General features: G+C 72.4%; 14 protein-coding genes. 11 read left to right on the top strand and 3 right to left on the bottom strand.

All coding sequences use genetic code 11. The annotated features are described in order from the left end of the window. Nucleotides 1-24 precede the first annotated feature (24 nt). Nucleotides 25-354 (bottom strand): WhiB family transcriptional regulator, encoded by a 330-nt coding sequence (locus ABZ192_RS15990; protein WP_107455880.1) that lies wholly within the window; start codon nt 352-354, stop codon nt 25-27. A 380-nt stretch (nt 355-734) separates the two neighbouring features. On the opposite strand from ABZ192_RS15990, the gene ABZ192_RS15985 reads away from it, so the two are divergent. The 4 genes from ABZ192_RS15985 to ABZ192_RS15970 all read left to right on the top strand — a co-directional run bounded on the left by ABZ192_RS15985 (nt 735) and on the right by ABZ192_RS15970 (nt 5,459). After that, nucleotides 735-1,346, top strand: coding sequence for a response regulator transcription factor (locus ABZ192_RS15985; RefSeq protein ID WP_003948568.1), 612 nt, complete (start codon nt 735-737; stop codon nt 1,344-1,346). Between the two features lie 637 nt (nt 1,347-1,983). After that, nucleotides 1,984-2,571 carry a sigma-70 family RNA polymerase sigma factor gene (locus ABZ192_RS15980; protein WP_010036508.1) on the top strand — a complete coding sequence of 196 codons (588 nt, stop codon included), beginning with the start codon at nt 1,984-1,986 and terminating at the stop codon, nt 2,569-2,571. A 153-nt stretch (nt 2,572-2,724) separates the two neighbouring features. Continuing rightward, nucleotides 2,725-4,230, top strand: coding sequence for an IMP dehydrogenase (gene guaB, locus ABZ192_RS15975; protein WP_356925116.1), 1,506 nt, complete (start codon nt 2,725-2,727; stop codon nt 4,228-4,230). Nucleotides 4,231-4,334: 104 nt separating this feature from the next. After that, nucleotides 4,335-5,459: a GuaB3 family IMP dehydrogenase-related protein gene (locus ABZ192_RS15970; protein ID WP_020276389.1), complete on the top strand. Its 1,125-nt coding sequence runs from the start codon at nt 4,335-4,337 to the stop codon at nt 5,457-5,459. A 553-nt stretch (nt 5,460-6,012) separates the two neighbouring features. Here ABZ192_RS15970 and ABZ192_RS15965 read toward each other — a convergent pair. Beyond that, entirely contained in the window at nt 6,013-7,221 is a 1,209-nt protein-coding gene (locus ABZ192_RS15965) for a nucleotide sugar dehydrogenase (protein WP_356925115.1), read from the bottom strand. A 290-nt stretch (nt 7,222-7,511) separates the two neighbouring features. Here ABZ192_RS15965 and ABZ192_RS15960 point away from each other — a divergent pair, with 290 nt between their 5' ends. After that, nucleotides 7,512-9,218: a glycerol-3-phosphate dehydrogenase/oxidase gene (locus ABZ192_RS15960; protein WP_356925114.1), complete on the top strand. Its 1,707-nt coding sequence runs from the start codon at nt 7,512-7,514 to the stop codon at nt 9,216-9,218. A gap of 86 nt (nt 9,219-9,304) precedes the next feature. Here ABZ192_RS15960 and ABZ192_RS15955 read toward each other — a convergent pair whose 3' ends face one another. Then, nucleotides 9,305-10,348, bottom strand: a complete 1,044-nt coding sequence (locus tag ABZ192_RS15955) for a serine hydrolase domain-containing protein (protein ID WP_356925113.1) — start codon at nt 10,346-10,348, stop codon at nt 9,305-9,307. A gap of 184 nt (nt 10,349-10,532) precedes the next feature. On the opposite strand from ABZ192_RS15955, the gene ABZ192_RS15950 reads away from it, so the two are divergent. From ABZ192_RS15950 to ABZ192_RS15925, 6 genes are all read left to right on the top strand, one after another. Next, nucleotides 10,533-12,566 carry a protein kinase gene (locus tag ABZ192_RS15950; protein WP_356925112.1) on the top strand — a complete coding sequence of 678 codons (2,034 nt, stop codon included), beginning with the start codon at nt 10,533-10,535 and terminating at the stop codon, nt 12,564-12,566. Nucleotides 12,567-12,719: 153 nt separating this feature from the next. Beyond that, on the top strand, nt 12,720-15,260 hold the full coding sequence (locus ABZ192_RS15945) for a protein kinase (protein ID WP_356925111.1): 2,541 nt from the start codon (nt 12,720-12,722) through the stop codon (nt 15,258-15,260). A gap of 167 nt (nt 15,261-15,427) precedes the next feature. Beyond that, on the top strand, nt 15,428-17,239 hold the full coding sequence (locus ABZ192_RS15940) for a serine/threonine-protein kinase (RefSeq protein ID WP_356925176.1): 1,812 nt from the start codon (nt 15,428-15,430) through the stop codon (nt 17,237-17,239). A gap of 100 nt (nt 17,240-17,339) precedes the next feature. Continuing rightward, nucleotides 17,340-18,560 carry a serine/threonine-protein kinase gene (locus ABZ192_RS15935; RefSeq protein WP_356925109.1) on the top strand — a complete coding sequence of 407 codons (1,221 nt, stop codon included), beginning with the start codon at nt 17,340-17,342 and terminating at the stop codon, nt 18,558-18,560. A 127-nt stretch (nt 18,561-18,687) separates the two neighbouring features. Next, nucleotides 18,688-20,337, top strand: coding sequence for a serine/threonine-protein kinase (locus ABZ192_RS15930; protein ID WP_356925108.1), 1,650 nt, complete (start codon nt 18,688-18,690; stop codon nt 20,335-20,337). Between the two features lie 61 nt (nt 20,338-20,398). Then, nucleotides 20,399-22,036, top strand: coding sequence for a serine/threonine-protein kinase (locus ABZ192_RS15925; RefSeq protein ID WP_356925107.1), 1,638 nt, complete (start codon nt 20,399-20,401; stop codon nt 22,034-22,036). The last annotated feature ends 31 nt before the right edge of the window (nt 22,037-22,067 follow it).

Genomic DNA, 22,067 nt, shown 5'->3' with positions numbered 1-22,067 from the left:
TGCCTGCCTCGCAGAAACGTTCCTTCAATTGTTCGACGCGGCGTGCCCGCCCGATGCCGACGCCGACACCAGCCGGTTGCGCGCCCGTCCCATCAGCTCTTCGCGCTCGTCCTCGGTCAGCCCGCCCCACACGCCGTACGGTTCCCGCACCGCCAGCGCGTGGGCGGCGCACTCGGCACGCACAGGGCACCTCATGCAGACCTCTTTGGCCGAGTTCTCGCGAGCACTCCGAGCCGCACCGCGCTCGCCCTCCGGATGGAAGAAGAGCGAGCTGTCCACCCCGCGACAGGCGGCCAGCAGCTGCCAGTCCCACAGGTCCGCGTTCGGTCCGGGAAGGCGGGAGAAATCTGCCATTACGTGACCCCTTGTAGCCGTTCTGGGCGGATCTGGTGTCCACGACCGTACAACTACGATCTAAGGAGATGAAAATATGACTCATTGCGAATCTAGCTCCAGACACTGGCAAAGCGGAAGAAATGGGTCCGAACGGGGCATAGGTTGTGATGAAAGTTCGAGGGTCTGTTGCGCATGTCTGCACCGTGTCCGGACCCTCACGTAGAGTGCCGAAGATGTCAGCCGCCCCCGTAACTCTTTCGAGTGACCGTCGTTGAGAGTGCGAGGCGGTTGACGGAACAAGCGCTCGGGCAGGCGTCCGAGACGGTCGACCGCACAGGTGACGATTTCGTACCAGCCTGGAGGCTCAAGGTGACGCGCATCAGCTGCGGAGGGCGGCCATGACTTCCGTCCTCGTCTGCGACGACTCCCCGCTTGCCCGAGAGGCGCTCCGCCGCGCGGTCGCGACCGTGCCCGGCGTAGAGCGCGTGACGACGGCGGCCAACGGCGAGGAAGTCCTCCGCCGCTGGGGGGCCGACCGCTCGGACCTGATTCTGATGGACGTACGCATGCCCGGCCTGGGCGGCGTCGAGACGGTCCGGCGGCTGCTGTCCGCCGACCCCGGTGCGCGCATCATCATGCTCACCGTCGCCGAGGACCTGGACGGTGTGGCCCTCGCGGTCGCCGCCGGTGCCCGCGGCTATCTGCACAAGGACGCCTCCCGCGCGGAGCTCCGCGCGACGGTGACACAGGCGCTGGCCGACCCGACCTGGCGGCTCGCCCCGCGCCGGCTGCGCTCGGCCGAGATGGGCGCCGCGCCGACGCTCACGGCGCGTGAGATCCAGGTTCTCGAAGGCATGAGCCACGGCCGCTCGAACGCCGAGATCGGCCGCGAGCTGTTCCTCTCCGAGGACACCGTCAAGACGCACGCCCGGCGCCTGTTCAAGAAGCTCGGCGCCTCGGACCGGGCCCACGCCGTGGCGCTCGGCTTCCGGTGGGGTCTGGTGCGCTAGGGGATGTCCGCAAAGTCCCGCCCGCCCCGCGACGCCCGGCACGCCCTCCCGCCGCACCGGCCGAACACCCGCGTACAACCGGTACGCGGGCGTCCGCCCGGCCCGCCGAGAGCACGCACCGGATGCCGCAGGGCCCGCCCTCCGGGCGGACGACGGGACTTCACGGACACCCCCTAGGGCCTGTCCTTCGGATCGGGCCGGCTTCGACGCGCGGGCTCCTGCCGGGGCCGCGGAGCGGGGGCACGCGGATGCCCCCGCGCGAGCCGTACCCGCGGGTGCCGTGGCCGGCGGCCGACGACAACCCCGGAGGGGACCCGCCCGGGCGGGGACGAGGGCGCGGTGGGGTGCACGCGAGAACCCACGGCCCCCGGACGATCCGAACGACAGGTCCCAGCGGTCGCAGTGGGGGCACGGAAAGCCAGGTCGGCGGGGGTGGACCCGGGGTCCGCCGGGAGCCCGCTGCTCGTTTCGCCGCGGATGCCGCATCCTTGAGGGTGTGGAGTTCCTCGGGGACGAGTCGGTCGAGCGGAAGGGGAGGGCGCAGGGGATGAGTTCCGGCGCACCTGCTCATAACGCTTCGGTGCACAACAACGGGCGCGGTGCCACGGACCCGGCGGCCGCAAGGCACCATGGACCGATGCGCGACGACGAGGCGGTCAATGCCCAAGGGGCGATCGGCGCGCTCGTCCACCGCGCCGTCGACGGGGACGAGCAGGCCACGCACGACCTGCTCGCCCATGTCCACCCCCTGGCCCTGCGCTACTGCCGCACCCGTCTGTCCCGCCTCCCGGGCGACGCCCGGCACTTCGTGGAGGATCTCGCCCAGGAGGTCTGCGTGGCGGTGCTCCTCGCACTGCCCCGCTACCGGGACACCGGGCGCCCCTTCGAGGCGTTCGTCTTCGCCATCGCCGCCCACAAGGTCGCCGACCTCCAGCGCGCGGCGATGCGCCACCCCGGCTCGACGGCCGTCCCCTCCGACGAGATGCCGGAACGGCCCGACGACTCCCTGGGACCGGAAGAGCGCGCCCTGCTCAGCAGCGACGCGGAATGGGCCAAGAAACTGCTGGCCAACCTGCCCGAGAACCAGCGGGAGCTGCTGCTGCTGCGGATCGCGGTGGGCCTCACGGCCGAGGAGACGGGTCAGATGTTGGGAATGTCACCCGGCGCGGTCCGGGTGGCGCAGCACAGGGCGCTGAGCCGGCTGCGGGCGCTGGCCGAGCAGTAGCCCTCGGGAACAACCCCCTTTGTTGAACAGGCAGTGCGCTGATTCCGTACGAACATACGAAGCCCGGAGCCAGGCGGAACCGTGGAATGAGACAGCTGCGCTTCCCGTTAGCATGGACATCCGCACCGATCAAGGCCATTTGGGGAAGGTGTCATGACTGCCAACGTCGACGGAGTGCCCGGTAAATTCGCGACACTCGGGCTGACCTACGACGACGTGCTGCTGCTGCCGGGTGCATCGGAAGTGCTCCCCAACGCGGTCGACACCTCGTCCCGCATCTCCCGCAACGTGCGGGTCAACATCCCGCTGCTGTCCGCCGCCATGGACAAGGTCACCGAGTCGCGCATGGCGATCGCCATGGCCCGACAGGGCGGCGTCGGCGTCCTGCACCGCAACCTCTCCATCGAGGACCAGGTCAACCAGGTCGACCTGGTGAAGCGGTCCGAGTCCGGGATGGTCACCGACCCGATCACGGTGCACCCGGACGCGACGCTCGGCGAGGCCGACGCCCTGTGCGCGAAGTTCCGCATCAGCGGCGTCCCCGTCACCGACGGCAACGGCAAGCTGCTCGGCATCGTCACCAACCGTGACATGGCCTTCGAGACCGACCGCTCCCGTCAGGTGCGCGAGGTCATGACCCCCATGCCCCTGGTGACCGGCAAGGTCGGCATCTCCGGCCCCGACGCCATGGAGCTGCTGCGCCGCCACAAGATCGAGAAGCTTCCGCTGGTCGACGACGCGGGTGTCCTCAAGGGCCTCATCACGGTCAAGGACTTCGTCAAGGCCGAGCAGTACCCCAACGCGGCCAAGGACGCCGAGGGCCGTCTCCTCGTGGGCGCCGCCGTGGGCGCCAGCCCCGAGGCCCTGGAGCGGGCCCAGGCGCTCGCCGCCGCCGGTGTGGACTTCCTGGTCGTCGACACCTCGCACGGCCACAACAGCAACGCCCTGAGCTGGATGTCGAAGATCAAGTCGAGCGTCGGCGTCGACGTGATCGGCGGCAACGTCGCCACGCGCGACGGCGCCCAGGCGCTGATCGACGCGGGTGTCGACGGCATCAAGGTGGGTGTCGGTCCCGGCTCGATCTGTACCACCCGGGTGGTCGCCGGTATCGGTGTCCCGCAGGTCACCGCCATCTACGAGGCGTCCCTCGCCGCCCGTCCGGCCGGCGTGCCGCTGATCGGTGACGGCGGTCTGCAGTACTCGGGCGACATCGGCAAGGCGCTCGCCGCGGGCGCCGACACGGTCATGCTGGGCAGCCTGCTCGCCGGCTGTGAGGAGTCCCCGGGCGAGCTGCAGTTCATCAACGGCAAGCAGTTCAAGTCGTACCGCGGCATGGGCTCGCTCGGCGCGATGCAGTCCCGCGGCCAGGCCAAGTCGTATTCCAAGGACCGCTACTTCCAGGCCGAGGTCGGCTCCGACGACAAGCTCGTGCCCGAGGGCATCGAGGGCCAGGTGCCCTACCGCGGCCCGCTGGCCAACGTGCTGCACCAGCTCGTCGGTGGTCTGCGCCAGACGATGGGCTATGTGGGCGCCGCCTCCATCGACGAGATGGAGACCAAGGGCCGCTTCGTCCGGATCACCTCCGCGGGTCTCAAGGAGAGCCACCCGCACGACATCCAGATGACGGTCGAGGCGCCCAACTACAGCCGTAGTAAGTAGTCCCCAGGCCTGCCGAGGGCGGTTCCGGAGCATCCGGGGCCGCCCTCTCCATGCCCGTCGGCGATACTGGAAGACGCTGAAACGCAAAGGGAAAGGCCACCAACGTGACTGAGATCGAGATCGGGCGCGGCAAGCGCGGCCGCCGGGCGTACGCCTTCGACGACATCGCCGTCGTCCCCAGCCGCCGTACGCGGGACCCGAAGGAGGTCTCGATCGCCTGGCAGATCGACGCCTACCGCTTCGAGCTGCCGTTCCTGGCCGCCCCCATGGACTCGGTCGTCTCCCCGGCCACCGCCATCCGCATCGGCGAACTCGGCGGCCTCGGCGTGCTGAACCTCGAGGGTCTGTGGACGCGCTACGAGGACCCGCAGCCGCTGCTCGACGAGATCGCCGAGCTGCCCGCCGAGGCGGCGACCCGGCGCCTCCAGGAGATCTACGCCGCGCCCATCAAGGAAGAGCTGATCGGCGCGCGGATCAAGGAGGTGCGCGACTCGGGCGTGGTCACGGCCGCGGCGCTCTCCCCGCAGCGCACGGCCCAGTTCTCCAAGGCCGTCGTCGACGCGGGCGTGGACATCTTCGTCATCCGCGGTACGACGGTCTCGGCGGAGCACGTCTCCGGTTCGCACGAGCCGCTGAACCTGAAGCAGTTCATCTACGAGCTGGACGTCCCGGTGATCGTCGGCGGCTGCGCCACGTACACCGCGGCCCTGCACCTGATGCGCACCGGCGCGGCGGGCGTGCTGGTCGGCTTCGGTGGCGGCGCCGCGCACACCACGCGCAACGTGCTGGGCATCCAGGTCCCGATGGCGACGGCGGTCGCCGACGTGGCCGCGGCCCGCCGCGACTACATGGACGAGTCCGGCGGCCGGTACGTGCACGTGATCGCGGACGGCGGTGTCGGCTGGTCCGGCGACCTCCCCAAGGCGATCGCCTGCGGCGCCGACGCGGTCATGATGGGCTCCCCGCTCGCCCGCGCGACCGACGGGCCGGGCAAAGGCCACCACTGGGGCATGGAGGCCGTGAACGAGGAGCTGCCGCGCGGCCAGAAGGTCGACCTCGGCACGGTCGGCACGATCGAGGAGATCCTCACGGGCCCGTCCCACACCCCCGACGGTTCGATGAACCTCTTCGGCGCACTGCGGCGGGCGATGGCCACGACCGGGTACAGCGAGCTGAAGGAGTTCCAGCGGGTCGAGGTGACGGTGGCGGACTCGCAGCACCGGCGGTAGTCGGTAGCCCCCAGGACGAGGAAGGGCCTGGTCACTCATGTGAGTGATCAGGCCCTTCTGCGTGCCCAACTGGCCCTGGCGGGGCGCGTGTTGGCGTATGGGGGCGCGCGGTTGCCTTCGGGCCGGATGGCACGGTGGAGGGCGGTTCCGAGGCACTAGTGTCCGTGATCGGCGCCCCAGGTTCTTCTGGGTGCCCCCTTCCAAGGACACGGTTCCGGACCCCGGCCCCTCGGGGCCCGGCCCGATTCCGACGTGCTGCCTACCGGGCCAATGGGTGGCGTCGTGGAAGGGGGCGCTCATGGGACGCCACCGCAAGCCCACCCGCTGGGACCGACTCCGTCTTCGGATGGTGCAGTGCCGGAGGAGGTGGATCTTGCGACTTTTCGGATGGTGAGCGGCCGCCCCCAAAGAACCTAGGGGCGGACACTCCGTGATCCATCCAGGAGCCTGCCGCAGTGGCCGCTGCGGTGGGCTCCGCCGTCTCCCAAGGTACTGGCGGCGGGGTGCCCCGCGCCACCAGCCCAGGGGGCTCAGCGCCCCCACGCGCCCCTCTTCACAACCGATGCGCCGCCCCCGTGGGCGCGGCCCCCCGGGTGTCCAGCAGCAGCTGTGCCTTCACCGACAGGCCTTGCAGGTCGTACGTGCGGTGCTGCTGGAGGAGGATGGTCAGGTCCGCGTCGGCGACCGCCTCGTAGAGGGAGTCCGCGCGGGGGACGGGGCGGTCCAGGACGCTCCAGGCGGGGACGTACGGGTCGTGGTAGCTGACCGACGCGCCCAGTTCCATCAGGCGCAGGGCGATCTCCTGGGCGGGCGTGCCGTGCAGGTCGGCGAGGTCGGGCTTGTAGGTGACGCCCAGGAGCAGCACGCGGGCGCCGCGGGCCGACTTGCCGTGCTCGTTGAGGAGCGTGGCCGCGCGTTGGACGGCGTAGCCGGGCATCCGGCTGTTGACCTGCTGGGCCAGTTCCACCATGCGCAGGGTGCGGCCGCCGTGGGCGGTCAGGTCCTGCGGGACGGCGTGGCCGCCGACGCCGGGGCCGGGGCGGAAGGCCTGGAAGCCGAACGGCTTGGTCTCCGCGCAGCGGACGACGTCCCACAGGTCGACGCCCAGGTCGTGGCAGAGGACGGCCATCTCGTTGACGAGGGCGATGTTGACGTGCCGGTAGTTGGTCTCCAGGAGCTGCACGGTCTCCGCCTCGCGGGGTCCACGCGCGCGTACCACCTTGTCGGTGAGCCGTCCGTAGAAGGCGGCGGCCGACTCCGTGCAGGCCGGGGTGAGGCCGCCGATGACCTTGGGGGTGTTGGCGGGCGTGAAGTCGCGGTTGCCGGGGTCGACGCGGTTGGGGGAGTAGGCGAGGTGGAAGTCGCGGCCCGCGCGCAGACCCGATCCCTCCTCGAGGAGGGGGCGCAGGAATTCCTCTGTCGTCCCTGGGTACACAGGGGACTCCAGGATCACAGTGGTGTGCGGGCGCAGGTGCGCGGCCAGGGTGCGGGCGGCCGCCTCCAGCTGGCTCAGGTCGAGTCCGCCGTCCGCGCCCCGCGGGGTCGTCGCGCAGATGACCGCCGTGCGCACCCGGCCGAGCTCGGTGGCGTTCGTGGCCGGCCGGAAGCCCCCCGAGAGCATCCGGCGCTGTTCGGCGGCGCTGAGGGAGCCGTCCTCGGGGCCGGTCCGATAGCCGATGGTGGCGACGCCTGCGGCGACGGCGGCCTGCGCCAGAGGCAGGCCGTACGGGCCGAGTCCGATGACGGCGAGATCTGCGGGCATGGCGTGGCCGTCCTTCCCGATAGCCGAAGTGGGACAGGTGCGCAAGCCCTGTGGACAGGACGGGCGAGCGCAATGTCAGACTAGGAGTAAATATGACCGATATGCGGGATTGCTCGCCCGAGTTTCGGTGAGTGTCCCGTGGACGTTGTCCACAGGCTGATGGCCCGTGGTGGCTGAAGTAGGGCAACACGGTCAGAATTTGGGCATGGGATACGGACGGGGTCTCACCCGACGGGTGCGGCCGGCGCGACCGAGGCGGCACCAGCCGTCGCGATGAGCGGGAGGCAGCGGTGAGGACAGCGACACTCGGGCCGGCGCAACGCGCCGAGTCACTCGCATCTATGGCCGAGCGCGAGCTGGACGTGCTGGTGGTGGGCGCAGGCGTGGTCGGTGCGGGCACCGCCCTCGACGCCGCGACCAGAGGCCTGTCCACGGGACTGGTCGAGGCGCGTGACTGGGCGTCGGGCACCTCCAGCCGGTCCAGCAAGCTGATCCACGGCGGCCTGCGCTATCTGGAGATGCTCGACTTCGCGCTCGTCCGGGAGGCCCTGAAGGAGCGCGGCCTGCTGCTGGAGCGGCTCGCCCCGCATCTGGTGAAGCCCGTGCCGTTCCTGTACCCCTTGCAGCACAAGGGCTGGGAGCGCCTTTACGCCGGGTCGGGCGTCGCGATGTACGACGCCATGTCCATGGCCCGGGGTCATGGCCGCGGCCTGCCCACGCACCGCCATCTGACCCGCTCTCACGCCCTGCGCGTGGCGCCCTGCTTGAAGAAGGACGCGCTGGTCGGGGCGCTGCAGTACTACGACGCCCAGATGGACGACGCCCGCTACGTGGCGACCCTGGTGCGCACGGCGGTGGCCTACGGCGCGCAGGCCGCCAACCGCGCCCGTGTGACGGGCTTCCTGCGCGAGGGCGAGCGGGTCGTCGGCGCGAAGGTGCAGGACGTGGAGGGCGGCGGCGAGTACGAGATCCGCGCCAAACAGGTCGTCAACGCGACCGGCGTGTGGACGGACGACACCCAGGCGATGGTCGGGGAGCGCGGCCAGTTCCACGTCAGGGCGTCCAAGGGCATCCATCTGGTCGTACCGCGCGACCGGATCCACTCCACGACCGGGCTGATCCTGCGCACGGAGAAGTCCGTGCTGTTCGTCATCCCCTGGGGCCGGCACTGGATCGTCGGCACCACGGACACCGACTGGGATCTCGACAAGGCCCACCCGGCCGCGTCCAGCGCGGACATCGACTACCTGCTGGAACATGTGAACTCGGTGCTCGCGGTGCCGCTCACCAGGGATGACGTCCAGGGTGTGTACGCGGGCCTGCGGCCGCTGCTCGCGGGCGAGTCGGACGCCACCAGCAAGTTGTCGCGCGAGCACACGGTGGCGCATCCGGTGCCCGGGCTCGTCGTCGTGGCGGGCGGCAAGTACACGACCTACCGGGTCATGGCCAAGGACGCGGTGGACGCGGCGGTGCACGGGCTGGACATGCGTGTCGCCGAGTGCGTCACCGAGGACGTGCCGCTGCTGGGCGCCGAGGGCTACCGGGCGCTGTGGAACGCGCGGGCGCGGATCGCCGCCCGGACCGGACTCCATGTGGTGCGGGTGGAACACCTGCTGAACCGGTACGGCACGCTGGCCGAGGAACTCCTCGCGCTCATCGCCGAGGACCCGTCCCTGGGCGAGCCCCTGCCGGCGGCCGACGACTATCTGCGCGCCGAGATCGTCTACGCGGCCTCGCACGAGGGGGCGCGGCATCTGGACGACGTGCTGACCCGGCGGACGCGCATCTCCATCGAGACCTTCGACCGGGGCACGCGCAGTGCACGGGACGCCGCCGAGCTGATGGCGCAGGTCCTCGGCTGGGACAAGGACCAGATCGAGCGTGAGGTGCAGCACTACGAGAAGCGGGTGGAGGCCGAGCGGGAGTCTCAGCGCCAGCCGGACGACCTGACGGCGGACGCGGCGCGGCTGGGGGCGCCGGACATCGTGCCGCTCTAGGCGGCTGTTCCCGCGAACCGGGCGCGCGTTCGACACCACCCGAACGAGTGTCAGAAGCCGGGATCTCTGTTCGGAGCCCGGTCGTTCTACGAGGTGCGGGGGCAGAACTCGGCTGCGAGCACCGCGGGTTCGAGACCGGGATCCGCTATCGCGTCCGTGTTCACGCGGAAGGTGAGGGCACGCCGGCCGTCGACGGTGGCTGCGGTGCGCACGTAGCTGCCGGATATGTGCCCGTTGTGTCCCCACACCGTCGTGCCGCACGGCAGTTTCTCGGGGAACAGGCCCATGCCGTACGCGCCGTGTGCGGCACGGGTGTCGAGCATCTCGCGCAGCCAGTGTGGGGGCAGCAGCCGCCCGCCGAGCAGGGCCGAGTAGAAGCGGTCCAGATCGGCGAGCGTGGACACCAACTCGCCCGCGGCGCCGGCCACCCGCGGGTCGAGATCGGTGACGTCGGTTCCGTCGGCGGCGTAGGCGCGGGCGTGCGGAGAGGGCAGCGAGGAGCGGGATCCGGGGAAGGAGGTGCCCGTCAGACGCAGGGGAGTGATGATGCGGCGCTCGGCCTCGGTGGCGTACGAGCGGCCGGTGACCTGCTGGACGACCAGACCGAGCAGGACGTAGTTGGTGTTCGAGTAGGAGAAGCGGCCGCGTTCGGCCGGGGGGTGGGTGAGTGCGATGCGTACGGCCTGACGGGGTGTGACGGGTGCGGTTCCGCCGGTGTCCCTGGTGTAGTCGTACAGGCCGCTGGTGTGGGTGAGCAGGGAGCGCAGGGTCAGCGCGCGGCCGTCGTTGCCCGTTCCCCGCACCAGGCCCGGCAGGTGCTGCTCCAGGGTGTCGGACAGTGACAGCCGGTGCTCGGCGGCCAGTTGCAGCACGACCGTCGCGATGAACGTCTTCGTGACGCTGCCGGCGCGGAAATGGTCCGACCGGGCGATTCCCTGCCCGGCGTGGGCATAGCGGGTGGTTGCCCCCTCCCGGGCGAGCAGGGCCGCGGCCGGTGCCCTGCCCTGGGTCACCAGCAGCGGGAGCACCGCGTCCGTCGGCGGAGCCGAGAGAGCCGACGAGTCGGCCGGAAGCAGGCCGAGGAGGGCCACGGACACCGGCAGGGCCAGCAAGGTCCGAAAGGACGGCACGCGGGCTCCTCCCTGGTCGGGGCGTCGGGGGCCCATCATGCAAGGTGGCGCGCCGGGCGCCGCGCCCGGGTTCCGGGCGGGCGGGGCCGAGGGGGCGTTTCCCCAGGGGGCCCCTGGGGCGCTGGGCACTTGTCGGGTGAGAGACAATGGAGGCTCTGTCAGGGCGGGTTGTATGAGGGGACGCATGTCGGAGGCGGAGCGGGCGGGCACATCTCGTCAGGACACTCGTCAGGACAACAGGGAGCGTCTCCTCGCGGGGCGTTACCGGCTGGGCGAGGTGCTCGGCCGCGGTGGCATGGGCACGGTGTGGCGAGCCCAGGACGAGACCCTGGGGCGGACGGTCGCCGTCAAGGAGCTGCGGTTCCCGTCGAACATCGACGAGGAGGAGAAGCGGCGGCTGATCACGCGGACGCTGCGCGAGGCCAAGGCGATCGCGCGGATCCGCAACAACAGCGCCGTGACGGTCTTCGACGTGGTCCAGGAGGACGACCGGCCCTGGATCGTGATGGAGCTCGTCGAGGGCAAGTCCCTCGCCGAGGTCATCCGGGAGGACGGCCTCCTCGAACCGAAGCGGGCCGCCGAGGTCGGGCTCGCCGTCCTGGACGTGCTGCGCTCCGCGCACCGCGAGGGCATCCTGCACCGCGACGTGAAGCCGTCGAACGTGCTGATCGCCGAGGACGGCCGGGTCGTGCTCACGGACTTCGGCATCGCCCAGGTCGAGGGCGACCCGTCCATCACCTCGACCGGCATGCTCGTCGGCGCGCCCTCCTACATCTCCCCGGAGCGGGCGCGCGGGCACAAGCCGGGCCCGGCGGCCGACCTGTGGTCGCTCGGCGGGCTGCTGTACGCGGCGGTGGAGGGCACGCCGCCGTACGACAAGGGGTCGGCCATAGCGACTCTCACGGCGGTGATGACCGAGCCGTTGGAGGAGCCGAAGAACGCGGGCCCGCTGAAGGACGTCATCTATGGGCTGCTCACCAAGGATCCCGCCCAGCGGCTCGACGACGCGGGCGCCCGGGCGATGCTGAACTCCGTCATCCACGCCCCCGCGCCGGCCGAGCCGGAGCCGATGGACGCGACGAAGGTCGTGCCGCTGCCGGCGCAGCCGGACAAGTCCTCGCGCAAGGGGAGTCCGGCGGCCTCCGGGAGCAAGCGGAGCGAGGAGCCCGGCGAGCGGCTGCGCGGGGCGCTGCGTTCCGTGCGCAAGGCCGCCGTGGGGACGGCCGGGGCGTCGGCCGCGTCCCGGACCCGGTCCGAGGAGGGCACGGCCTCTTCCGGACCGGAGGGTGCGAAGGCCGGGGCCGGGGACGCGGGTGCCTCCGGTTCGACGTCGGGTTCGGCGTCGGGTTCGGCGTCGGCCTCGGGGGCGGCTGCCAGTGCCGGGGCCGGTGCGCAGGGGGCGAAGGCGACGTCCGAGGGCCGGAGTTCGGGGTGGCCCGTCATGCCTCGGCCGGACCTGCCGCCGAGGCCCGCGCCCAGGGCGCCCCTGACCGACGTGGTGCCGCGGCGCACCATGGTGATCATCGCGGCGGTCGTGGTGCTCGCCGTGATCGGCACGGTGCTCGCCATCGCGCTCAGCGGAGACGACAAGGGTTCGAAGAAGTCGGCCGGAGGGAACGGCGGCAAGTCCGTCGCCACAGCGCCCAGCAGCGCCGACACCAAGGGCGACGAGAGCGACGGCACGCGCACCGACAGCGCGGCGACGCAGCCCACGCCGTCGGCGCCCGCCTCGAACGGCACGCCCGGTGACCGGGCGAGCGAGTCCTCCACCGGCGGCAAGGGCACCACCGCGGTGTCGACGCACCAGGGCAGCCAGGGGTACTCGATCGGTCTGCCCAAGGGGTGGAAGTACGGGTCCACGGGCGCCGCGGGCGACCGGTTCACGGGGCCCAACGGGCAGAAGCTGCTCATCGCCTGGACCTCCACGCCCAAGGGCGACCCGGTGGCGGACTGGAAGAGTCAGGAGCGCTACATGCAGCGCGCGCAGTACAAGAAGATCCGAATAGAGCAGGTGGACTACCGCGGCTGGAACACGGCCGACTGGGAGTTCACCTACGTGGAGAGCGGCACCAAGTACCGGACCATCGACCGGGGTTTTGTCGTCGACGACCGGCAGGGCTACGCGCTGATGTACACGGCGAAAGCGGCCGGCTGGGGCGATGAGCTGCGCAGGGAGACCTGGCGGACGCTGACCAAGACCTTCGAACCCAAGTCCTGAGCATGAGCGGCCCCGGGTTTGGGGAGTGAGATCTGGCATCCCCACATTGCGGGTTGCCTGCGGCACGTATCGTAAATGTTTGCGGACCGTGCGCAGCCGGAACGGACCGTGGGGCGAACGGATGTGACCGACCAGGCTGCCGGGGGAGGCATCGTGGACGACTATGCGGGACGGGTGCTCGCCGACCGCTACCGCCTGCCGCTGCCGCCGTCCGACGAGTACGAACTCACCGAGTCCCGGGCCTTCGACACCTACAGCGGACAGGAAGTCCTGGTCAGGGCAGTGCCGTTGCCGGAGGTGGTCGAGGCTGAGGTCCTCGACGCGGAGGGGCTGCCCGACGGCTTCACGGCCCGTGACGGTGGGGCGCGCAGGCCCGGCGCCCGTGCGGGCATCCGGCGGCCCACGGACCCGGTCGTACGGCGCGCGGTCGAGGCCGCGCAGGCCGCGGCGGCCATCCCCGACCATCCCCGGCTCGACCAGGTCTTCGACGTGTTCGCCGAGGGCGGCTCGCTGTGGATCGTCAGTGAGCTGGTGGCCGCGCGTCCGCTGGCGGCGCTGCTCGCCGAGAAGCCGCTGACGCCGTACCGGGCGGCCGAGGTGGCCTCCGACGTCCTCATGGCGCTGCGGGTGCTGCACGCGCACGGCTGGGTGCACCGGAACATCACCGCGCGGACGGTCCTCGTCTGCGACGACGGCCGGGTGATGCTGACCGGACTGGCGGTGGGCGCTGCGGAGGAAGCGCTGTGCGGGTACGACCCCGTTCCGGCTCCGGCCCTCGGCGAGCCCGGCCAGGAGACCGGTGGCGCCGGGACGGCCGAGGGCGCCGGCGGTCCGGGCGGTGCCGCAGGCTCAGGAGGCGTCGGCGGACCGGGTGTCGCCGGTGTACCGGGCGGCGGTGGCGCGGGTGATCCCGAGGCCGCGCGGCGGGCCGCCATAGAGGCTCGGGAGGCGCGGGGACTGCCGCCGGTCGGAGCCAACGCGGGGAGCGGGGTCTCGCCCCTGCCGGCCCGCAGGAGCGAGGACGACAGCGCGGACCCGCGGGCCGCGCGAGCCGGGGCGATCGCGGCCTACCGGGCGGGTGCCCGGGCCGCGGCCCGGGTCCATGAGACGCAGCAGAACGGCCGGGCGGCACTGCCCGGCGCCCGGCCCGCCCCGGACGGCGGACCCGGGCCCCACGTCAACGGCTCGGCGCAGTCGCCGTACGTCCCCGGGCAGAGCACCGGACCCGGTGGGACCGCGCCGGGGCGGATAGCCGACCCCTACGGCGTGAGCGGTGCCCCCCGGACGACCGCCTGGCACGGCGCCACGCCCCGCGGCGGAACGGGCGGCGCACCCTCACCGGGGCAGGAGCAGACGGCGCTGCCCCCGGCCCCGGAGCCCGCCGCCTCCAGCGAGCCCACCCGGTGGGACGACCTGGTCGCCCACACCCCCGCGCCCCGGCGCGGCCCGGCCACGGCGCTGGCCGCCGAGCGGGCGCGGCAGGCGCGGATGGCCGTGGTGGGCCCCGTGACGGAGCGCTGGGCGCCGGAGCAGGCCGGGCCCGTGCACGAGAACTGGCAGTTGGCCGCGCCGATCGGCCCCGCCACCGACCTGTGGGCGCTCGGCGCGCTGCTCTTCCGGGCCGTACAGGGACATGCGCCCTACCCGGAGGAGTCGACGGCCGAGCTGGTGCAGATGGTGTGCGCGGAACCGCCCGCGTACGCCGAGGAGTGCGGGCCGCTCCGGCCGGTCGTGGAGTCGCTGCTGCGTCAGGACCCGACCGAGCGTCTCGACTTCGAGGAGCTGCGCGGCTGGCTGCGCTCGCTGGTGCGCTCGGCGCCCGAGCCGGAGGCCGGTGTGCATGTCGTCGCGGCGCCGCCCGTCGACGCGAGCCGGCTGCCCGTCGTACGGCGCCGGGGCGAGCTCGTGCGCAGGCGGCGGGCCGGACTGCCCGCGCACCACGGGCGGCACAAGCGGGCCAAGAAGGAGTCCCGGTCGCCGCACCGCCTCGGCCGCACCCTGCTCCTGCTCGTCCTGCTCGTGATGGCCGCGGCGATCGCCTACGCCATGCTCTTCATGCCCAAGTCGCAGACGGACGGCGCGCAGGGCACGGACCGCACCGGTGCCGCCGGTGAGGTCAGCCAGGCGCCCGAGCCGGAGGCCAGCGGAGAGCCCCGGCCCGACCGGGCGTCGCCCGAGCCGGAGAAGAGTCCGTCGACATCGGCCGGTTCCACGCAGACGCAGACCACCGGCCCGGAGGTCGCCGACGGCTTCACCCTGCGCAAGGACTCGGCGGGCTTCCAGGTCGCCGTCGCCAAGGGCTGGGACCGCACGCCGCGGGGCGGGAGCGGCCAGGTCGTCTACGCCAAGGGCGACTTCGAGCTCATCGTCGTACCGGGCCGGGACAGCGCGTCGGAGTACGGCAGCGATCCGATGGTCTACCAGCGGGAGAAGGAGCGCGAGTTGCAGCCCTACCGCGACTCCAGCTGGGCCACCTCCACCGGGCTGAAGACGATCGAGGTGGGCGGGCGGACCATGGCCGAGGGGCAGTTCACCTGGAGCGGCGACGACGGGGGCGAGCTGTATGTGCGCAACCTGGCGATACTGGTCGACGGGCGGTACCACGTGGTTCAGGTGCGCGGACCGGAGTCGGAGCGGGACGAGGTGACGCGGCTGTACGAGCAGGCGGCGGCGACGTACAAGGCGACGAAATGACCTTCTGACGTGACGGCCGTGCACCGGCGTTCACCTCACCGTTCCCTCCTGTCCCAGGCGGCGACAACCGTCACAGTGCGGTCACCGTGGTACCCCGCTTGTTCCCTGGGGAAGGGCGGGTCCTTACGCTGACCCTGTCAAGACCATTGCGGGGCAACGTGAATCAGATGCAGGGCCTGCTCGTCGCGGGCCGCTACCGGCTCGCCGACTCCATCGGCAGTGGCGGCATGGGCCGGGTATGGCGAGCACATGATGAGGTGCTGCACCGGTCCGTCGCCATCAAGGAGCTGACGGCCGCCCTCTACGTCTCCGAGAGCGAGCAGGCCATCCTGCTGGCGCGCACCCGGGCCGAGGCCAGGGCCGCCGCGCGGATCAACCACTCCGCGGTCGTCACGGTGCACGACGTGCTGGAGCACGACGGCCGCCCGTGGATCGTGATGGAGCTGGTCGAGGGCCGCTCCCTGGCCGACGCGGTCAAGGAGGAGGGGCGCGTCGAGCCGCGCGAGGCGGCGCGCATCGGCATGTGGGTGCTGCGGGCCCTGCGCGCCGCGCACACCGCCGGCGTCCTGCACCGCGACGTCAAACCGGGCAACGTCCTCCTGGCCCGGGACGGTCGTGTCCTGCTCACCGACTTCGGCATCGCCCAGATCGAGGGCGACACCACCATCACCCGGACCGGAGAGGTCGTCGGCTCGGTCGACTACCTGGCGCCCGAGCGCGTGCGCGGCCACGACCCGGGCCCCTCCTCCGACCTGTGGGCGCTCGGCGCGACGCTCTACACGGCGGTCGAGGGCCGCTCGCCGTTCCGCCGCACCACCCCGCTGACCACCATGCAGGCCGTGGTCGAGGAGGAGGCCGCCGAGCTTCAGCACGCGGATGCGCTCACGCCGGTCATCACCGCCCTGCTGCGCAAGGATCCGGCCACCCGGCCCGACGCGTCCGAGGCCGAGCAGATGCTCGCCGAGGCGGCGGAGGGGCGGCGGCCGAGCGGGGCGCAGGCGTATGTGCCGACGCAGTACGGGGGACCGTCGGGACCGTCGCCGTACCGGGACGCGCACAGCGGCACGGGCACGTCCGGCACGAACCCTTCCGGCACGTACCCGTCCGGCACGGGAACGTCCGCCTCTTCCGGCATGTACCCGTCCGGCACGGGTACGTCCGCTACCGGCTCGGGTTCGCACACCGGGACGCCGCTCCCGCCGCTGGCCGGGACGCCCGCCGGCGGGACGCCGACGACCGGTGCCGCCACGGCCGGCACCGCGGCAGCCGGGGCCTTCGCCACCGGGCACGGGACGCCCGATCCCACCCTGGTCGGCCCGATGGCGGCGGGTCCGCAGCCGGCCGGTCCGGGCCGGCGCCGCCGGCTTCGCACCCTCGCCCTCGTGGTCGCTCTCGCGGCCATCATCGGCGGAGGCACCGCGGTGGTGCTCCAGCAGTGGAACGAGAGCCGGCAGGCGTCGGGCTCCGCATCCGGTACGACCCGCACGGAGCGGCCCGGGGGCTCGGTGCCCGACGGCTGGACGCGCCGCGACGACCCCGTGGGTTTCAGCCTCTACCTGCCCAAGGGCTGGAAGCGTCAGACCTTCGGCCCGCAGGGCGAGCTCAAGCAGATCGACTACACGCCCGACGGCGGCCGGCACTTCGTCCGGATCGCCGTGGACACCTCCCCGGACTTCGCCGACCCCTACGCCCACCAGCTCGACCTGGAACAGCAGTTGCAGCGGCTGGTCCACTACAAGCGCGTGAAGCTGGAACGCAACGTCTACCGTGACCGGGACGGCGCGCTGTGGGAGTACACCTGGACCGCGCAGGCGAAGGACACCAAGTTCCCCGGTCCGCGCCGGGCCATCGAGGAGACGTACGTCGCCCGCGACGGCACCGAGTACGCGCTCTACATGTCGGCGCCCGCGCAGGACTGGGCGAAGGCGCGCAAGCAGTTCACGGCGCTGTTGCAGGGCTGGCACGAGAAGACCCCCTGACGCGGGAGCCCCTGACCGCCCCTGACCCAGGGCCGTGTGTTTCGGCCACCCGTCGGCCGCTGCCCCGGAGCCCGTCCCTCCGTTGGGGCATGATTGCCGCATGGGGACCGAGGGGCACAACATGCGTGTCATCGCGGGCCGTTACCGGCTCGAGGCGAGGCTCGGGCGCGGTGGCATGGGCGTGGTCTGGCGGGCGACCGACCAGCTGCTCGGCCGGGGCGTGGCCGTCAAGGAACTCCCCTTCGACGAGACGCTCTCCGCGGCGGAAGCGCGTCGGCAGCGGGACCGTACGCTGCGCGAGGCGCGGGCCGTCGCCCAGCTCAGCCATCCGCACATCATCGTCGTCCACGACGTCGTCGAGGACGACGAACGCCCGTACATCGTCATGGAGTTGATCGAGGGCGGCTCGCTCGCCGACCGGCTCGCCACCGAAGGCCCGGTCGACGCCGCCGAGGCCGCACGGATCGGCATCGCCCTGCTCGGCGCGCTGCGCGCCGCGCACGCGGCCGGGGTGCTGCACCGCGACCTCAAGCCCGACAACGTGCTGCTGGAGGACGGTACCGACCGGGTCGTCCTCACCGACTTCGGCATCGCCCAGGTCGCGGGCGCCCCGACGCTCACCGAGAACGGCTCTTTCGTCGGCTCGCCCGAATACACCGCGCCCGAGCGGATGTCGGGAGTCAGGACCGGGCCCGAGTCCGACCTGTGGTCGCTGGGCGCGCTGCTGTGCGCGGCCCTCAGCGGCGAGTCGCCGTTCCACCGCGACTCGCTGGGCGGCGTGCTGCACGCGGTCGTCGTCGGCGACATACGCCCGCCCGCGCAGGCCGGCCCGCTCCTGCCCGTCGTGCACGGCCTGCTGGAGCGCGACCCGGACCGGCGGCTGGACGCGGACCGGGCGGAGCGGATGCTGCGGGCGTTCCGCGAGACGGGCAGTACGCCACAGGCTCCGCCGCCCGGGTACGCGCCGACGGTGCGGGACGCCTCGTACGGACGGCCGCAGGACGGCGCCGATCGGCAACCGCCTAGGCCGCCGATGCCGCCGATGGACCTGCCCGGCCCGGACCAGCGGTACGAGCAGGTGCTCCGGCAGCCCACGCGCCGGGTGCTGGTGGCCGCGCTGCTGGTCGCCGCGATGGCCGGGGCCGGAGTGTCGGCGGCGGCGCTGCTCATGGACGAGGGCGGCGGGGACGGTGGCCGTACGCCGAAGAGCTCGGCGCCGAGGACGCCGTCGGCCGGCCCGTCGTCCCACGGGACGCGCACGCCCAGCACCTCCGTGGCCACCAGCGCCACCACGACCGCCGCCCCCTCACGCTCGCCCTGACGTGGGGTGCAGCCGATGAGCCACGTACCGGACAAAGGGGAGATAGCGCTCGGATCACGTCACGGGTCTGTGACCGGGACGCGTCCGTGCTGGATGCGCAAGCGCTTGGCGCGATAGGGATGACCTCATGAGCAGCAACGGGGGAGCCCGATCCGGGTCCGACGAGCCAACGAGTTTCGCTCTGCAACCACCGAACCCACCGGCGCCGGTACCAGGGAACCCGTACGCGACGCCCACCCGGGTCGTGTCCACCGAGGCCGTGCCGCCCCAGTCGGCGGCAGCGGTCCAGGATCCCGGAGCCGGGCGGCTCATCGCCGGACGTTACCGGCTGATCGCCAAGCTCGGGCACGGCGGCATGGGCACGGTGTGGCGCGCGAAGGACGAGACCGTGGACCGGGAAGTCGCCGTCAAGGAACCCCGCGTCCCGGAGCACCTTCCCGAACGCGAACGTGCCAACGCCTTCGAGCGGATGCGCCGCGAGGCACGTGCCGCGGCCCGGCTCGACCACCCGGCGGTGGTCGACGTCCACGACGTCGCGGTCGTGGAGGGACAGCCGTGGATCGTGATGGAGCTCGTGCGGGGCCGTTCTCTGGGCGACGCCCTCCAGGAGGGCACCCTGTCCGCGCGCGAGGCGGCCAGGATCGGCCTGGAGGTGCTCGGCGCGCTGGAGGCCGCGCACGCGGCGGGCATCCTGCACCGCGACGTGAAACCGGACAACGTGCTGCTCGGCCGCTATGACCGGGTCGTCCTCACCGACTTCGGCATCGCACAGATCGAGGGCGAGACCAGCCTGACCGACACCGGCGGCTTCGTCGGCTCGCCCGAGTACATCGCGCCTGAGCGGGTGCTGGGCCAGCGCCCGGGCCCGGCCAGCGACCTGTGGTCCCTCGGCGTGGTGCTGTACGCGGCGACGGAGGGCGTGTCGCCGTTCCGCCGCAGCAACACGCCGGCCACGCTCCAGTCCGTCCTCAACGCCATGCCCGCGCCGCCCGCCTCCGCCCAGGGCCCGCTCGCCGAGGCCATCACCGGCCTGCTGCACAAGGACCCGGCCCGCCGCCCGGACGCCGCCCGGGTGCGTGCCCTGCTGGAGGCCGCCGCGAACCCGCCGGCCGTCCAGGCGACGCAGGTCGTCCCCATGACGGGCGGTCAGGACCGAAGACTCCGGCTCGGCCGCAAGGGGTGGGCCGGACTCGGTGCGGCGGTCGTCGCGGCGGCGGTGACGGCGTACCTGGTGCTCGCGAACCCGTTCGCCGGGCCGCTGCCCGAGGGCTGGACGACACGCCAGGAGAAGGACCTCGCCGCGTCGCTGGCCGTCCCCGGCGACTACCAGCGGACCCTGCCCGACCGGCAGTCGGACCAGGACCACTGGGTCAGGTACACCGACTGGAGCGGCAGCATCTGGATCGGTCTGACGCTCGACAAGAAGTCGGAGGACACCGGCCGCGCCATCGCCGGCTCCGCGGCCGCCGAGATGTACGACGACGACACCGGGTTCAAGGACACCGGCAACTACGGCCTGGACATGCCCGAGAACCCGAAGACGGCTCCCAAGGACACCACCTACAGGGGGAAGAAGGCCGCCGAGAACACCCTCGAGTACTTCACCGACGACACCGAGAACCCCCGTCCCCGCGAGCTCAGGATCTTCTACTACCGGACCTCCGGCGGCGACATGTACAAGCTCACCGTCAGCTACCCGGGCAAGGGCGACTTCACCAAGCGCGGGCGAGAGGTGGCCGACACGGCGATCGCGAACCTGGACATCGACGGGACCTGAACCGGCGTCCCGCCACGGCCTCGCGTCGACAAGGTGCCGCCCCGCGGGGTACTGATGGGGCATGAGCAACGACGGGGGCGGGACGGGCGCCCAGGGCCGGTCGGTCGGTGGGCGGTACCGGCTGATCGAGCGCATCGGCTCCGGCGGGGCGGGCACCGTCTGGCGGGCCTACGACGAGCTCGTGCAGCGGGAAGTCGCCGTCAAGCAGCCCCGGTTGCCGGGCGACCCGGGCGACCCGGAGGACGACGGCCACCGGCGTGCGGCCCACCGGCTCTACCGCGAGGCCCGCGCCGCCGCCCGCGTCGACCATCCCGCCGCCGTCACCATCCACGACGTGGTCGTCGAGCCGGAGCCGCAGCCGGACGCCCGAGCCGGGCGGGCCGAACGTCCCGGCCGGCTCGGACGCGACGGGCTGGACGCGGTCGACGCGGTGCTCGACGGACTCCCCTGGATCGTCATGGAGTGGGTGCCGGGCGAGTCCCTGCACGAGGTGCTGCGGCGGGGCCCGGTCGAGGCGCGCGAAGCCGCCCGGATCGGCCTCGCCGTCCTCGGTGCCCTGCGGGCCGCGCACTCCGTCGGCATCGTGCACCGGGACGTGAAACCGGCCAATGTGCTGCTCGGCCCGCACCAACGGGTCGTCGTCACGGACTTCGGCACCGCCCACGTGCAAGGCGAGGAGTCGCTCACGGCCGGCGCGGAGTTCGCCGGCTCGCTGGAGTTCGTCGCACCCGAGCGGATGTCGGGCCGCATCGCCGGGCCCGCCTCCGACCTGTGGTCCCTGGGCGTCCTGCTGTACGCGGCCGTCGAGGGGGCGTCCCCCTTCCGCCGGGACACGCCGGAGGCCACGCTCGCCGCGATCCTCGCCCCCGAGCCGCCCGAACCGAAGCAGGCCGGACCGCTCGGGCCGCTGATCGCGCGGCTGCTGGTGCGGGACCCCGAACAGCGGCCGGACGCCGAGGAGGTCGCGAAGGCGCTGGAGGCGGTGACCGGGCGGTGGCCGACGGCGGAGATACCGAAGACGGCGAAGGAGACACCGAAGGCGGCGGAGGAGACACCGGAGGCGGCAAAGGAGACACCGCAGAGGACTCAGGATGCCGCGTACATAGGTGGGCAGTCGGTGGACGCACCCCCCAAGCGCCAGAGCCTCCTGCGCCCCGGCCCCCTCGCCCTGATGAGCGCACTGCTCGCCGGCGGCATGGGCGCCGCCGCCCGCCTGGGCGACACCAGCGGCACGGAGACCGCCGAGGCGACGGAGACCTGGACCCCGCACCGCGATCCGGACCTGGCGGCCGTACTCCATCTCCCGAGCCGCTACCGCGAACTCGACCGGACCGGCAGCGTCACCGACCAGCCCCGCACGGTGCTCTACGGCGACGAACAGGGCGGCACCGTCCAGATCCGCCTCCTCCTCTGGGACCGGGCCCCGGGCTCCCCGATGGACCAGGTCCGGAACGCACCCGTCGTGCGGGGGGACACGCAGTACTCCCGCACCAGCGTCCAGGGTTACGAGGCCGCCCTCGCCGACACCACCTACCACCTGGACGAGGACCCCAGACGGGTCATGCGGGTGCTGGTCCGCACCGACGACGACCGCATGTACGAACTGCGCGTCGACATGCCCAAGGGCACGCCCGAGGAGAACGAGGGCACCACGGTGTTCGAGGGGGCCCGGGACCGGCTCCGGATCGTAAAAGGCTGAATCACACCAACTGGTCACCGCACAACGGCCT

It is taken from the genome of Streptomyces sp. NPDC006235, from assembly GCF_040613735.1.
Classification (GTDB): Bacteria; Actinomycetota; Actinomycetes; order Streptomycetales; family Streptomycetaceae; genus Streptomyces.
Note: the sequence above shows the minus strand (reverse complement) of the source record. Positions and strands in the feature narration are given on the sequence as shown.